The sequence below is a fragment of the Actinophytocola sp. genome, from assembly GCF_036402745.1.
Classification (GTDB): Bacteria; Actinomycetota; Actinomycetes; order Mycobacteriales; family Pseudonocardiaceae; genus Actinophytocola.
Map to the genome: position 1 here is coordinate 1 of NZ_DASWSJ010000234.1, position 13,936 is coordinate 13,936.

Genomic DNA, 13,936 nt, shown 5'->3' on the forward strand with positions numbered 1-13,936 from the left:
GGAGGCGGACTAGTCGACGACCCGGACGGTGACCGGTCCCAGCCGGTCGAACTCGGCGCGGTACACCTCGCCCGCGGCCATCGGCACCGCGGCGTGCAGCGCGCCGGTCATGATCAGCTGGCCGGGCTCCAGCGCCACGCCGCGCTCGCCGAGGGTGTTCGCGAGCCACGCGACCACGCCGAGCGGGTCGCCGAGCGCGGCCCTGCCGGCGCCGTTGTCGACCAGTTCACCGTTGCGGCGAAACACCATCTCGACGAGCTGGACGTCCACTTCGGACAGCGGCACGAGCCGGTCCGAGCGGGCGACCGCGCCGCAGGAGGCCAGGTCGGCGATCGTGTCGGCGAGGCGGATCTTCCAGTCGACGATCCGCGAGTCGACGATCTCCATCGACGCGGCCACCCCGGACACCGCCGCACGCGCGTCGTCGGCGGTGACCCCCGGTCCCTGCAGCCGCTCGCCCATCACAAACATGATCTCGGCCTCGATCTTGGGCTGGATGAACGAGCCCACCGAGACCTCCGCGCCGTCGGCGTACACAGTGGACTCCAGTACCGGCGCGAAGTCCGGCGAGTCCAAGCCGAGCATCTGCTGCATCGGCTTGGAGGTGAGGCCGACCTTGTGCCCGACGATCCGGTCGCCGTCGGCGAGCAGCAGCTTCACGAGCTCCTGCTGGATCAGGTAACCCTCGTCGGCGCCGAGCGTGGGGTCGGCGTCGGTGAGCGGCGGGACGGGGACGCCGGTGCGGCGTGCCTCGTAGAGCTGCTTCGCCTTCTCCTGCGGATCCATGTGCCCCTCCCGTTCGCGGACAGCACCAGCCAGACCGACCCGGCACAGCCGAGCATGCCCAGCACGCCGAGCCAGCCGACCCGCTCGTCGAACATCAGCAGCGCCCACAGCATCGTGGTCGGCGGCGTGAGGAACAGCAACGTGCTGGCCCCGGTCGCGCCGAACGCGCGGAGTGCGAGCAGGTAGCAACCGTATCCGCCGAAGGTCGACAGCGCGACCACCCAGGCCACGGCCCACCAGAAGCCGGCCGTCGCCGGTGGGTCGAGCCGCCCGGCCACGGCGGCGGAGGTGACGAACGCGGCCGTGGACACCAGGCAGTGGATCGTGAGCGAGTCGAGCAGCGGCGTGTCGAGCCGCCAGCGCCGCTCGAGCAGCGTGCCCGACGACAGCGCCAGCATGCCGCCCGCGACCAGCAGGTACCCGAGCACCGGCCCGCCCGCGCTCGCGTCGCCGGCCACGACCAGGCCGACCGCGCCGACACCCGTGGCGAGGCCGAGCCACTGGCGTGGGCGCACGCGCTGGCCGAGCACCGGCCCGGCGAGCGCGCCGACGACCAGCGGCTGCAGCACGGCGATCAGCGCGGCGACACCGGCGGGCACGCCGAGGCCGACGCCGGTCACGACGCCGGCCAGGTACAGGCTCTGGCAGAGGAACCCGATCAGTGCCTGCCGGCCGAGCTCGCCGCGCCGGACCCGCGGCCGGCGCGCCGCCGCGAGGAGCACGAGCACCGCGCCGGCGGCGACGTAGCGCCAGGCCAGCAGGGTGTCCGCGGGCGCCTCGGCGGTGCCCAGCCGGGCACCGACGAAGCCCGAGCTCCACATCACGACGAGGCCGACCGCGGCGAGAACCTTCATGCGACCTAGGTAAACATACAGGTCGGTATACTGTCAGTGGAGGCGAGCGACCATGACCACGATCCGGATGACGCCGGCGGCCGAGCGGCTGCTGTCGGCGGCCAGCGACCTGTTCTACAACCGCGGCATCCACGCGGTCGGCGTCGACCTGATCGCCGAGGTCGCGGGCACCACCAAGAAGACCCTCTACGACCGGTTCGGCTCCAAGGACGCGCTGGTCGCGCTGTACCTGCGGCGGCGGTTCGAGCGCTGGCGGGCACACGTCGAGACCTGGCTCGCCGAGCACGGGCGTGGGCCGGTGCAGGCGCTCGACGCGCTGGAGGCGTGGCTCGGCGCCAACACGTGCGGCTGCGCGTTCGTCAACGCGCACGCCGAGCTCGGCCGCGCCGACCACCCCGCGATCGCGGTCATCCGGGCCGAGAAGCAGTGGATGCGCGAGCTGTACGAGCGGCTCGCCGAGGAGGCGGGGGCGCCGGCCGGGGTGGGCGCGCAGCTGCACCTCGTGCACGAGGGCGCGATCATCTGCTTCGCGGTGGCCGCCCAGCCCGACGCGCTGGCCAACGCGAAGGCCGCGGCACGCAACCTGCTTGGTACGGCGGGCTGATCGACAAGGCCGGTATAACAAGCACGTGGACTACGTGCGTTTGGGCCAGTCGGGGTTGAAGGTGTCGCCGGTCTGCCTCGGGATGATGAGCTACGGCGACCCGGAGCGGCGCGTCTGGTACCTCACCGAGGAGCAGGCCGAGCCGATCGTGCGGCGGGCGGTGGACGCCGGGGTGAACTTCTTCGACACCGCCGACATGTACTCCGAGGGGCTGACCGAGGAGATCACCGGCCACCTGCTGGGCAGACTGTTCGCGCGCAGGGACGACTACGTCCTCGCGACGAAGCTGTTCTACCCCACCGGCCCGGGGCCCAACGACCGCGGCCTGTCACGCAAGCACATCATGTCGGCGATCGACGGTTCGCTGCGCCGGCTGGGCACGGACTACGTGGACCTGTACCAGATCCACCGGTGGGACACGGAGACGCCGGTCGAGGAGACGATGGGCGCGCTGCACGACGTGGTGCGGGCGGGCAAGGCGCGGTACATCGGCGCGTCCACGATGCCGGCGTGGCGGTTCGCGAAGGCGCAGTACACCGCGCGGGCGCACGGGTGGACGCCGTTCGTGTCGATGCAGAACTACTACAACCTGCTCTACCGCGAGGAGGAGCGGGAGATGGTGCCGCTGTGCCTCGACGAGGGTGTGGGGATGATCCCGTGGAGCCCGCTCGCGCGCGGGATGCTGGCGGGCAACCGCGAGCGCGGCGGGGTGCGGAACACGCCCCGCGCGGGCAGCGACCGCTTCGCCGAGGAGCTGTACACCGACGACGACTTCGACGTGGTCGACGCGGTGCGCGCGGTCGCGGCGGACCGTGGGGTGCCGGCTGCGCAGGTGTCGCTGGCGTGGCTGCGGGGGAACCCGGCGGTGGCGGCCCCGATCATCGGGGCGACGAAGGAGAAGCACGTCGACGACGCGGTGGCCGCCGCGTCGCTGGTGTTGAGTGATGAGGAGCGGGGCCGGTTGGAGGCGCCCTACCGACCGCACCCGGTGACCCCGAAGTCCTAGGCCGCCGGTGGGCTCGGCACGGTGGGCTTCGCCGGAGCTGTCCACAGGCTCCGCTCGCGGCGACCGAAACCGTCGGTGCCCACCGGTAGGCTGGATCTCGGGGGCCGGGGGCCAGCGGGGTTCAGATCTCGTCCACGTGGTGGATGTTCGCCAGGTCGGTGGGCTCGTCGCTCGGGGTGCCGGCGAACCAGGCGTCCAGGATCTCGGTCAGCTGGGGCGTGCTCGTCAGCCGCAGGGACAGGGCCAGCACGTTCGCGTCGTTCCAGCGGCGGGCGCCTCTCGCTGTCTCCGCGTCGACGCACAGGGCCGCGCGCACACCCGCCACCTTGTTCGCCGCCATCGAGGCGCCGGTGCCCGTCCAGCAGGCCACGATCGCCTGGTCGGCGCGGCCCTCGGCCACATCCCGGGCCGCCGCCTCGCTCGCCCACGCCCAGTCGTCGCGCTCGTCGGGGCTCAGGGCGCCGTGCGGGAGCGGTTCGTGGCCCCGGCCGCGCAGTTCCTCGGCGATTGCCTCGGCCACCCCGACCCGCTCGTCGGCCGCGATCGCGATCCTCATGCCCTCGAGGTTCTCACAGCTTGCGGTACATGATGTGCAGCCCGACGAAACCCTTGGTCGCGTGCTCGAACCCCTCCGGCAGCGTCGCGACGATGTCGAAGCCCAGCGACTGCCACAGGCCGACCGCGCGGGTGTTGGTCTCGACCACGGCGTTGAACTGCATCGCCCGGTAGCCGTCCGCCCTCGCCTGATCGAGCACGTGGGTGCCGAGCGCCCGGCCGACCCCGCGGCCACCGTGCGCGGGATGCACCATGAAGCTCGCGTTCGCGATGTGCGACGCCGGGCCCAGATGGTTCGGGCCCATCTTCGCGGTGCCGAGCACGGTCCCTCCCTCGACCGCGACGACCGTGCGGCCCGGCGGGGTGGACATCCAGCTGTCGCGGGCGCGCTCCTCGGTGACATCCCGGTCCCACGTATAGGTGTCGCCCGCCGCCACGATGTCACGCAGGAACGGCCAGATCTGCGCCCAGTCGTCGGTGGTGGCCTCTCGGATCCGCATGGCTGCCAGCATGTCCGGCCGACCGGCGCCACCGCCAGTCGTTTTCGCTGGGTAGTCAACGGCTACACGATCGGGCGTTACCGACGAGTCGGCCTCCCGCGCGCGCGGGAGGCGGTCCACTGTGGAGGCATGACTTCGTTCCGGCTCAGCGGCACGCTGCTGACCGTCGTGGCCCTCCTGTCCTCCGCCGTCCTCACCGGCACCGCGAGCGCCGACGACCGCCCACAGTCCACTTTGACCCTCACGCTCAAGGCCCCGCAGGGCGCCACCAGCAAGGTTCGCCTCGAGTGCGAGCCGGCCGGCGGCTCGCACCCGAGCCCCAAGCCCGCGTGCGACGAGGTCACCACCGCGGCCGGCGACTTCGACGCGCTGCCCGGCATGCCGCAGCTCATGGCCTGCACGATGGACTACCGGCCGGTGGTCGCGTCCGTCCGCGGCTGGTGGGAGGGCCGGTCCGTGCGGTGGAAGCACAAGTACAGCAACAGCTGCACACTGCGCGCCGACACCGGCGTGGTGTTCGACTTCTAGCGCGACCTCACGCGGCGACCGCCTCGGTCACGTGCAGGCCGCCGTCGTGGAGGAAGCCCAGGTCGCCGGTGCGCAGGAAGTTGTCGGTCGAGCCGCGCAGCCGGGCGCAGAACGTGCGCTCGCTGACGTCGGGCCGGCCGAGGTAACCGACGGCCACGTTCGGGCCGGACACCCAGATCTCGCCCGCGGTGCCGTCCGGGCAGCGGGTCGCGGTGAGCGGGTCGACGATCGCCACCTCGAGCTCGTCGGCCGGGCGGCCGCGGTCCACCACCGGCGTGCCGCCCCAGCGCGCCTTGGTGAACCGGCCCGGGGCCAGGGTGTCGGCGTCGAACTCGGTGGCCGCGGGGCCGCGGCGGCCGGCCACCAGCGCGGTGGCCTCCGCCAGCCAGTAGCAGGAGAAGAAGCTGTCCCGGCGGAACCCGTTGGGGGCCAGCCGGTTCGCGAATGAGTCCATTGTGGACGTCGGGGCGTCGGTGAACGCCACGTCCCAGGCGGACAGGTCGACCTCGGGCAGCGCGGTGACCGCGGCGAAGCCGGCGGCCGGGCCGCCGCTGATCCGGGCGTGCGTCGCGGAGATCGTGGTGAGCCACTCGGCCGGGCTCGACCGCGGGGACAGCAGCGTGGCCCGGCTGCCGGCGTAGATCGGGTGCAGGACACCGGTCATCAGGCCGAGGTCGCCGTAGGGCGCGAGCCGGCTCACCACGCCGGCGTCGGGACCGGCACCGAACAGGCGGCACGTCTGCCGGGCGGACGCGACGAGGTTGCCGTGGTTCACCATCACCCCGCGCGAGCCCGCGTACTGCAGCAACGCCAGCGAGTCCGGCCCGATCGCCGGCCGCCGCCACGCGGACGCCGACGCCTGGAGGTCCACAGTGGACAACGTGACGACGCCGGGAACCGGCGCGGTGGCGATCGCGGCGGCCGGGTCGGCGTCGTCGAGCACCACGTCCAGGTCGCGGTCGCGCGACGGGTCGAGCGGGACGGCCACCGCGCCGGCGTACCAGCAACCCAGCAGCGCGCGGACGTACTCGACGCCGGGCGGCAGCAGGATCAGCACCCGCTCCCCCGCCAGCCCCCGGTCGGCCAGCGCGGCGCCGATCGACCGGGCCCGCGCGTCCAGCTCCGCGTAGCCCACCGAGTCGGTGCCGTCCTCGAACGCGAGCCCGGACGACGTGGACCGCTCACCGAGCACGTCGACGAACGTCGGGGCCATGCCATACCTCCTGGTTGGGTCGAGAACCACTCGACCATGACATCGCGTCCGCCTCAAACCCGGCTCGAGGCCCGCTCAGGTCACCTCGACGATCCGCGCCGACACCAGCTCGCCATCGGCGAGCTCGAGCACGCCGACCGTGCCGTGCGGCTGCCGGCGCCGGTCGGTGGGCGAGCCCGGGTTGAAGATCCGCACCCCGTCGCCGGTCTGGTCGAGCGGGATGTGCGAGTGGCCGAACACCACGAGGTCCGCGTCGGGGAACAGGCGGCGCATCCGCGCGGTCCGGCCGTCCTTGTGGCCGCTGTCGTGGATCATCGAGATGCGCAGGCCGGCCAGCTCCACCGACAGCGTCTCCGGCGCACCCCACGCCACCACGTCCGGCCCGTCGTTGTTGCCGGCCACCACGTGCACCGGCGCGAACCCGGCCAGCTCGTCGAGCACCGACGGCACGCACACGTCGCCCGCGTGCAGGATCGCGTCCGCGCCGCGCAGCTCGTCGGCCACCCGCGGCGGGCAGGTCTTCCACCGGCGCGGCGCGTGCGTGTCGGCCAGGACCACAACCCTCATATTTCACCTTTGACTTATATACCAACCGGCCGTTACCGTGTTGACGTGCACGCCTTCGACATCCTCGGCGACCCGGTCCGCCGCCGCATCCTGGAGCTGCTCGCCGACGGCGAGCGGGCGGCGGGCGAGGTGGCCGCGGTCGTGCAGGAGGAGTTCGGCATCACCCAGCCCGCCGTCTCCCAGCACCTGAAGGTACTCCGCGAGAACGGGTTCGCCCGGGTCCGCGCCGAGGGCACCCGCCGCCTCTACGCCGTCGACCCCGCGCCGCTGCGCGAGGCCGACCAGTGGCTCGACCACTTTCGCCGCTTCTGGACTCCGCACCTGAGCGCGCTGGCCACCGAGATCGCCCGCGGCAAGCGCGACCGCCGCCGGGCCGAGGAATAGCGGAAGGCCCGCACGCCGCGAGGGCGTACGGGCCTCCCGAGGAGACCGGCTCCCGTCAGCCGGCCGGCTCGACCCCGATGCCGTCGACCACCACGGTGGTCACCGACGAGTACGACTCGGTCGTACCGGGGGCACGCCCTCGAAGCCGTCCAGAACCGCCCAGATACGGGCGGTCCCGGTCGGCCAACATGGTCGCCGTCAGGCGGACAGCAGCTGGGCGCAGCGGATGAGCCCGAGGTGGGAGTACGCCTGCGGGTGGTTGCCCAGCGAACGCTCGGCGACCGGGTCGTACTCCTCGGGCAGCAGGCCCGTCGGCCCCGCCGCGTCGACGATCTGGGCGAACAGGTCCTCGGCCTCGGTGCGCCGGCCGGTGAGCAGGTAGGCCTCGATCATCCAGGCCGCGCACAGGTGGAAGCCGCCCTCGTTGCCGGGGAGGCCGTCGTCGCGGTGGTAGCGGTAGACCGTCGAGCCGCTGCGGAGCTCGGCCTCGGTGGCGGTGACCGTGGCGTGGAAGCGCTCGTCGCTCGGGTCGAGCAGGCCGACCATGCCGACCAGCAGGGTGGCGGCGTCGAGGTCGGTGCCGTCGTAGGCCGTCGTGAACGAGCGGACCTCCTCGTTCCAGCCGTTGGTGAGGACGTCCTCGGCGATCTGGTCGCGCAGGCCCGGCCAGCTCGGCTCGACCTCACGCCCGTGCGCCTCAGCGAGCTTGACCGCGCGGTCGATGGTGAGCCAGCACATGACCTTGGAGTACACGTGGTGGCGCGGCCGGTGCCGCTCCTCCCAGATGCCGTGGTCGGGCTCGTGCCAGCGGCGCGCGACGGCCTCGGCCATCGCGCAGACCATCCGCCAGTCGTCGTCGGTGAGCTTGCCGCGGGCCTCGGACAGGGCCGCGACGAGGTCGACGACCGGACCGAACACGTCCAGCTGGACCTGCTGGTTGGCGAGGTTGCCGACGCGCACCGGCCGGGAGCCGGCGTACCCGGGCAGCGTGTCGATCACGGCCTCGGCGGGCAGCGTGGTGCCGGCGATCGTGTACAGCGGGTGCAGCAGCTCCGGGCTCGGCAGCGTGCCGAGCACCCCGTGCAGCCAGGTGAGGAAGCCCTCGGCCTCGGCGGTCGAGCCGACCGACACCAGCGCCTTGGCGGTCATCGCGCCGTCGCGCAGCCAGCAGTAGCGGTAGTCCCAGTTGCGGATGCCGCCGAGCTCCTCGGGCAGCGACGTGGTGGCCGCGGCCATGATCGCGCCGGTCTCGGCGTGGCAGAGCCCGCGCAGGGTGAGCGCGGAGCGCGCCACCAGGTCCTTCTCGACGGGCGGCAGGGTGAGCCCGTCGAGCCACTCGGTCCAGTACGCCGCCGAGCGGGCGGCCCGCTCGCGCTCGGGGACCTTGTTCGGGTCGAGGTCGTTGGTGCCGCAGCGCAGCTCCAGCACGACCGGCTTGTCCGGCGTGGGGGTGACGACCGCGCGGGCGGTGTCGTGCATGCCGTCGGAGCTGATCTCCCAGCTGATCCCGGGGGCCCGCAGCGAGACCGGGTCGGAGGTGCCGAGCACCCGCAGGCCGTCGTCGGACGGGATGAGCCGCACCTGGACCTGGGCGAACTCCGGCCGCGGCGCGAACTCGACCACGGCCTGCGCGGTGCCGGAGATGACCCGGACCAGGTCGGTGCGGTGGCCGAAGGAGTAGTGGTCGAGGTAGTCGGTGACCAGCAGGCCCGACCAGCGCGTCTCCACGGTCATCGTGCCGGACAGGTAGCGCTGGCCCAGCGGCAGCCCGCCGCGCTCCGGCCGGATCGAGAAGTGCCCCGCGGACGCGCCGCCGAGCAGGTCGGCGAACACCGCGGCGGAGTCGGGCTCGGGGTGGCACAGCCAGGTGAGCCGCGCGTCGGGGGTGAGCAATGCCACCGAGCGCTCGCTCGCCAGCATCGTCAGCCGCTCGATCGGCGGGGCCTGCTCGCCGTAGAGCCAGTTGCGCCGCTCCTCCAGCAGGAACGCGAGGACCATGCCGACCTCGGTGGGGTCGGCGATGTGGAACCCGGCGAGCGTCTCGCCGTCCCCGACCTTGATGCCGAGGTCGGGCCCGGACAGGCGGGCGAAGGCCTTCTCGTCGGTGACGTCGTCGCCGACGAACACGGCGGCGGTGGCGCCGACCTGGTGGCGCAGCACGTCGAGGGCGCGGCCCTTGTCGGTCTGCACGACCGCGAGCTCGATGACCTCCTTGCCCTCGGTGACCTGCACGCCCTCCCAGGTGCACGGGCCGGAGCGGACCGTGTCGGAGACCCGCGCGGACACGTCGGGCTCGGCGCGCCGGGTGTGCACGGCGATGCTGGCCGGCTTGACCTCGAGCTGCACCCCGGTCTGGTCGGCGGTGAGCCGCTCCAGCTCCTGCTCGAGCCGGCGGTGCAGGCGGCGGGCGTCGTCGTTGAGCGCGTGCACGAAGCCGATGTCGAACTCGGAGCCGTGGCTGCCGACCAGGTGCACCTCCGACGGCAGCCGGGACAGCGTCGCGAGGTCTCGCAGCGCCCGCCCGGAGATCACCGCGGTGGTGGTCTCGTGCAGTCCGGCGAGCGAGCGCAGGGCGCCGACCGACTCGGTCATCGGCCGGGCCTGCTCGGGGTTCTCCACGATCGGCGCGAGCGTGCCGTCGTAGTCGCAGGCAACCAGCAGGCGCGGCGTGCGGGCGATCTGGACGATCGCACGCCGCAGCTCCGCGGGGAGGGCCTCAGCGGTCATGGCGCGGACCTCGTGCTCGCCGGCAGGGGTTCAACGGTCACGGTCGTTCGACTCTCTCGGAAAGGGGTGTGTGCTCACACTCGTTCTCAAACTCAACGTCGCACACGGCGGCAGAGCCGAACTGTATCGCCCGTCAATGACATCGAATCGCGACCCGGGAAGATCAGGTGACGGCTTCCTGGGTCGAGGGTCGCAGCGCGTCGAGGAACGAGCGGGCCCAGCGGTCGACGTCGTGGGTGAGCACCTGGCGGCGCAGCGCCCGCATCCGCCGGCGGCCCTCGGCGGGGTCGATGGTGAGCGCGGCGTGCATCGCGTTCTTCACCCCGTCGAGGTCGTGCGGGTTGACCAGGAACGCGCTGGTGAGCTCGGCCGCGGCGCCCGCGAACTCGCTGAGGACCAGCGCGCCGCCGAGGTCGTGGCGGCAGGCGACGTACTCCTTGCAGACGAGGTTCATGCCGTCGCGGACCGGGGTGACGAGCATGACGTCGGCCGCGGAGAAGAACGCGACGAGCTCCTTGCGGTCGATCGACTGGTGCAGGTAGTGCACGACCGGCCGGCCGACCCGGGCGAACTCGCCGTTGATCCGGCTGACGACCTGCTCGATCTCGCCGCGCATCCGCTGGTAGTGCTCGACCCGTTCGCGACTGGGGGTGGCGAGCTGGACCATGGCGACCTCGCTGGGGTCGATCCGGCCCTCGGTGAGCAGCTCCTGCAGCGCGTAGAGGCGCAGGTCGATGCCCTTGGTGTAGTCGAGCCGGTCGACGCCGAGGATGATCTTGCGCGGGTTGCCGAGGTCGGCCCGGATCTGCCGGGCCCGCTGGATGGTCTCGCGGCTGCGGGCGATGTTGTCGAGGCCGGAGGAGTCGATCGAGATGGGGAACGCGCCGACCCGCACCGAGCGGTCGCCGACCTGGACGACACCGGGCCGGGTGCGCACGCCGACCGCGCCGCGGCTCGGCTCGAGACCGATGAGCCGGCGGGCGAGCCACAGGTAGTTCTGCGCGCCGCCGGGCCGGTGGAAGCCGACGAGGTCGGCGCCGAGCAGGCCGCGGATGATCTCCGCGCGCCACGGGAGCTGCATGAACAGCTCGGTGGGCGGGAAGGGGATGTGCAGGAAGAAGCCGATGCGCAGGTCGGGGCGCTGCTCGCGCAGCATCGCGGGGACGAGCTGGAGCTGGTAGTCCTGCACCCAGACGATGGCACCCTCGGCGGCGATCTGCGCGCACGCGTCGGCGAAGCGGCGGTTGACCTTGACATAGCTGTCCCACCAGCCGCGGTCGAACACCGGTGTGGCCACGACGTCGTGGTAGAGCGGCCAGAGGGTGGCGTTGGAGAAGCCCTCGTAGTAGTCGCGCACCTCGTCGGAGCTCAGCGTGACGGGGTGCAGCCAGATACCGTCGTCGGCGAACTTGTCGACCTCGACGTCGGGAACGCCGGGCCAGCCCACCCAGGCCCCGCTGTGCGAGCGCAGGAAGGGCGCGAGCGCGCTGACGAGCCCGCCAGGACTGTGCTTCCACCTCTCCGTGCCGTCGGGCAGCCGCTCCAGGTCGACGGGCAACCGGTTGGCGACGACTATGAAGTCCGCGCCGCCGGTGCCGCCACCGCTGCCGATCGGAAGGTCGGTCGTGCTGTCATCCGTCACGCCGGGCGTGCCTCCCTCGAAACCCCGTTCGGTCTTCGAGATTAGTCAACCTTTTGCCGACGTGGGTGACGGAAAGTACCCCCGCCGCAAGGAATCCGCATCACATGGAGCATCGTTCCAGATAATCCCGCAACAAAAGCGCTTACGCGACAGCGGTTCGGGCTCAGTCCAGCCGGCGCCGGGTGGGCCGCAGCGGGCCGGCCATCCGGGGTCCGGCGAAACGGCGTTCCAGGCGGCCCAGGCCGTAGCGGACCGGCTGCGCCAGGTACTCGCCCAGCACGACGCCCGCGGCCAGGGCCAGCGCCACCGACGCGGCGATCATCAGCGTCGGCAGGCCGTTGATGGTGCGCTCGACGGCCAGCTCGAACAACGCGCGGTAGGTCGTGAGGCCGGGGAGCAGCGGCACCATCCCCGACACGGCCACCACCAGCGGCGGGATGCGCAGCCGCCGGGAGATCAGGCCACCGGTGAAGCCGATCACGGTCGCCGCGACGGCCGACGCGGCGATCGTCCCGACGCCGGCCAGCACCAGCGCGCTGTACCCGCCCGCGCCCGCGGCGCCGGCCACCGCGGCGACGAGCGCCGCGCGCCGGGTGGCGTAGCTGGCCAGGGCGAAGCAGCCAGCCGCGGCGCCACCGGCCAGGGTCTGCAGCGGCAGCCGCAACGCGGACGGGGTGAGCGGATCGGCCAGGGTCTGCGGCGGCAGCCCGAGCCCGACCGACACGTTCAGCGCCAGCACCACGCCCGCGATGAGGCCCGCGGTCATCAGCGAGACCTCGATGGTGCGGCCGGCCGCGGTGACGTTGTAGCCCGTGATCGCGTCCTGCACGGTCGACACGACCGAGAGCCCCGAGAGCAGCACGGTGATCGCGGCGGCGACCACCAGCGTGGGCCGCGTCTGTTCGGGCAGCAGGTTGCTCGCGACCAGGGCGAGCGCGGCCGTCGTCGCCAGCGCGCCGCCGACGACCTGCTGGAAGAAGAACGGCAGCGCGCGCTTGTTGAGCAGCCGGCCGACCCGGTCCACCAGCGCGGTGATCACCCCGGCGAACACGGCCATCGCCGCGTCGCCGCCGATCAGCAGGGCGATGGCGCCGGCCATCCCGGCGTAGGCCAGCGTGGCGAGCCAGCGCGGGTACGGGTGCGGCGCGGTGGTGATCTTGTTGAGCTCGATGTGCGCGTCCCGGACGGAGATCTCCCCCCGGGTGATGTCCTGGACCAGCCGCTCGACCAGCGCCAGCCGGGTGTAGTCGAGGCTGCGCGAGCGGACCACCCGCAGCGAGGTGATCGGCGGGTGGTCGACCCCGCGGTGGCAGGTGACGGTGATCGACGTGAAGATGACGTCGACCTCGCAGTGCGGCAGCCCGTAGGCGTTGGCGACGGCGATGATGGTGGCGGTCGCGTCCGACGCGCCGGCACCGGAGGACATCTGCACCTCGCCGATGCGAATGGCGAGGTCGAGTACGAAATGGACGGTCGACTCGTCGGGCAGGGCCGGGCCCTGCACGGCGTTGGCCTCGTGCCCGTCCTCCCGCCGTTCCCGGACGAACCGGGGTGGGTTGTGTGCCCGCGCGGACCGGTTCCGCTGCGCGAACCACACGGTCTTCACCTCCATGTTGATCGCTCGCTGTCGAAGCTATCCCAGGGCTCATCGAAACGCCCGCGGCCGGCGTTAAGGGAGCGGCACGTGGCGTCCCCCACGTGACCTACGATGAGCACCGGCCACCGAGCGTGGCCGATGCCGCTGTAGCCCCCACTGACCAGGGGAAGCGTCGGCGCGCGCCGCGCGCGAACGCTCAGCGTGACGCCAAACGTGACACCGCGTCGACTGGAATCGACCCCATGGGAGCTGCTGGCGGTCTCGCGATACAGCGTCATCGCCGAGACACCCCGCTCACCGGCGGCTTGGTCGACGCCGATGAACCTGGGAAGGCGACCGTTACTGCCGCCGGGTTCGAGCACAGGTGTCGTCTCCCCAGAGACGACCTGCCCACAGCATGCGTCGGTGATCACAGAGCGTCAAGTGCGCCAGGACTCCGCCCGAGGACCGAGACCCTGCGAAGGACGGCATTCGAACGGTTCACCGACTGGAGCCGGCAAGGGGGCTCGAACCCCTGACCTGCTACTTACAAGGTAGCTGCTCTGCCAATTGAGCTATGCCGGCACTGGCCCTGCCAGTTCCCTGCACCCTATCGGAGAGTCCTCGTCGACCGATCCACAGCCCGTGGCCAGCTCGCGTCGGTCTGCCGCGCACGCCGTGGACGCGATCGCCCTGACCGATCACGACGGGATGTACGGGGTGGTGGGGTTCGCCGACCCCGAGAGGCAGCATCGGCACGAATCTGCGCAAGGTCTCGTTCCCGCAGCGCCCCCACTACAACGGCAAGCCCGTTCACCTCACCTGAGCCGCGGCCAGTATTGGCGTGCGCCGGGAAATGACGAATTAATGCGAAAGGTAGCGTCAGGGAATGAGCTGGTTCAAGCGCCGCCGCCCCGACCGCATATTCGACACAGGGCACGATGGCGATGACGAACTCCTCGCCCAGATCAGTCGCCGCAGTGACCTCACCAAG

13 protein-coding genes and 1 tRNA gene are annotated in these 13,936 nt (G+C 72.1%); 4 read left to right on the forward strand and 10 right to left on the reverse strand.

The annotated features are described in order from the left end of the window. Positions 1-9: 9 nt before the first annotated feature. Positions 10-786, reverse strand: coding sequence for a 2-keto-4-pentenoate hydratase (locus VGD70_RS22220; protein WP_331084333.1), 777 nt, complete (start codon positions 784-786; stop codon positions 10-12). Further along, entirely contained in the window at positions 675-1,640 is a 966-nt protein-coding gene (locus tag VGD70_RS22225) for a DMT family transporter (protein ID WP_331084335.1), read from the reverse strand. Before VGD70_RS22225 ends, VGD70_RS22220 begins: the two co-directional genes overlap by 112 nt. Positions 1,641-1,692: 52 nt before the next feature. Between VGD70_RS22225 and VGD70_RS22230 the strand changes: the two genes are divergently transcribed. Beyond that, the gene (locus VGD70_RS22230) at positions 1,693-2,244 is read left to right on the forward strand and encodes a TetR/AcrR family transcriptional regulator (protein ID WP_331084337.1); all 552 of its coding nucleotides are present in this window, start codon (positions 1,693-1,695) and stop codon (positions 2,242-2,244) included. Between the two features lie 25 nt (positions 2,245-2,269). Then, entirely contained in the window at positions 2,270-3,250 is a 981-nt protein-coding gene (locus VGD70_RS22235; protein ID WP_331084339.1) for an aldo/keto reductase, read from the forward strand. Positions 3,251-3,371: 121 nt separating this feature from the next. On the opposite strand, the gene VGD70_RS22240 is transcribed toward VGD70_RS22235, so the two are convergent. Together VGD70_RS22240 and VGD70_RS22245 are read right to left on the reverse strand one after the other, a co-directional pair. Then, a complete protein-coding gene (locus VGD70_RS22240) occupies positions 3,372-3,806 on the reverse strand; it encodes an RpiB/LacA/LacB family sugar-phosphate isomerase (RefSeq protein ID WP_331084341.1) in 435 nt (144 codons plus the stop codon). A gap of 13 nt (positions 3,807-3,819) precedes the next feature. After that, positions 3,820-4,305 (reverse strand): GNAT family N-acetyltransferase, encoded by a 486-nt coding sequence (locus VGD70_RS22245; protein ID WP_331084344.1) that lies wholly within the window; start codon positions 4,303-4,305, stop codon positions 3,820-3,822. A 129-nt stretch (positions 4,306-4,434) separates the two neighbouring features. On the opposite strand from VGD70_RS22245, the gene VGD70_RS22250 reads away from it, so the two are divergent. Beyond that, positions 4,435-4,833: an SSI family serine proteinase inhibitor gene (locus VGD70_RS22250; protein ID WP_331084346.1), complete on the forward strand. Its 399-nt coding sequence runs from the start codon at positions 4,435-4,437 to the stop codon at positions 4,831-4,833. A gap of 7 nt (positions 4,834-4,840) precedes the next feature. On the opposite strand, the gene VGD70_RS22255 is transcribed toward VGD70_RS22250, so the two are convergent. Both VGD70_RS22255 and VGD70_RS22260 read right to left on the reverse strand, forming a co-directional pair. After that, complete coding sequence (locus tag VGD70_RS22255) at positions 4,841-6,046, reverse strand: AMP-binding protein (protein ID WP_331084348.1); 1,206 nt, start codon at positions 6,044-6,046, stop codon at positions 4,841-4,843. Positions 6,047-6,121: 75 nt separating this feature from the next. Then, entirely contained in the window at positions 6,122-6,613 is a 492-nt protein-coding gene (locus VGD70_RS22260) for a metallophosphoesterase family protein (protein ID WP_331084350.1), read from the reverse strand. A 45-nt stretch (positions 6,614-6,658) separates the two neighbouring features. Here VGD70_RS22260 and VGD70_RS22265 point away from each other — a divergent pair, with 45 nt between their 5' ends. Continuing rightward, positions 6,659-6,997: a metalloregulator ArsR/SmtB family transcription factor gene (locus VGD70_RS22265; protein ID WP_331084352.1), complete on the forward strand. Its 339-nt coding sequence runs from the start codon at positions 6,659-6,661 to the stop codon at positions 6,995-6,997. Between the two features lie 198 nt (positions 6,998-7,195). Here VGD70_RS22265 and otsB read toward each other — a convergent pair whose 3' ends face one another. The 4 genes from otsB to VGD70_RS22285 all read right to left on the reverse strand — a co-directional run bounded on the left by otsB (position 7,196) and on the right by VGD70_RS22285 (position 13,527). Continuing rightward, positions 7,196-9,724, reverse strand: coding sequence for a trehalose-phosphatase (gene otsB, locus VGD70_RS22270; RefSeq protein WP_331084354.1), 2,529 nt, complete (start codon positions 9,722-9,724; stop codon positions 7,196-7,198). A gap of 163 nt (positions 9,725-9,887) precedes the next feature. After that, complete coding sequence (locus VGD70_RS22275) at positions 9,888-11,366, reverse strand: trehalose-6-phosphate synthase (RefSeq protein WP_331084356.1); 1,479 nt, start codon at positions 11,364-11,366, stop codon at positions 9,888-9,890. A 163-nt stretch (positions 11,367-11,529) separates the two neighbouring features. Then, the gene (locus VGD70_RS22280) at positions 11,530-12,978 is read right to left on the reverse strand and encodes a threonine/serine ThrE exporter family protein (protein ID WP_331084358.1); all 1,449 of its coding nucleotides are present in this window, start codon (positions 12,976-12,978) and stop codon (positions 11,530-11,532) included. Between the two features lie 473 nt (positions 12,979-13,451). Then, positions 13,452-13,527 (reverse strand) — tRNA-Thr (locus VGD70_RS22285). Positions 13,528-13,936 lie beyond the last annotated feature (409 nt).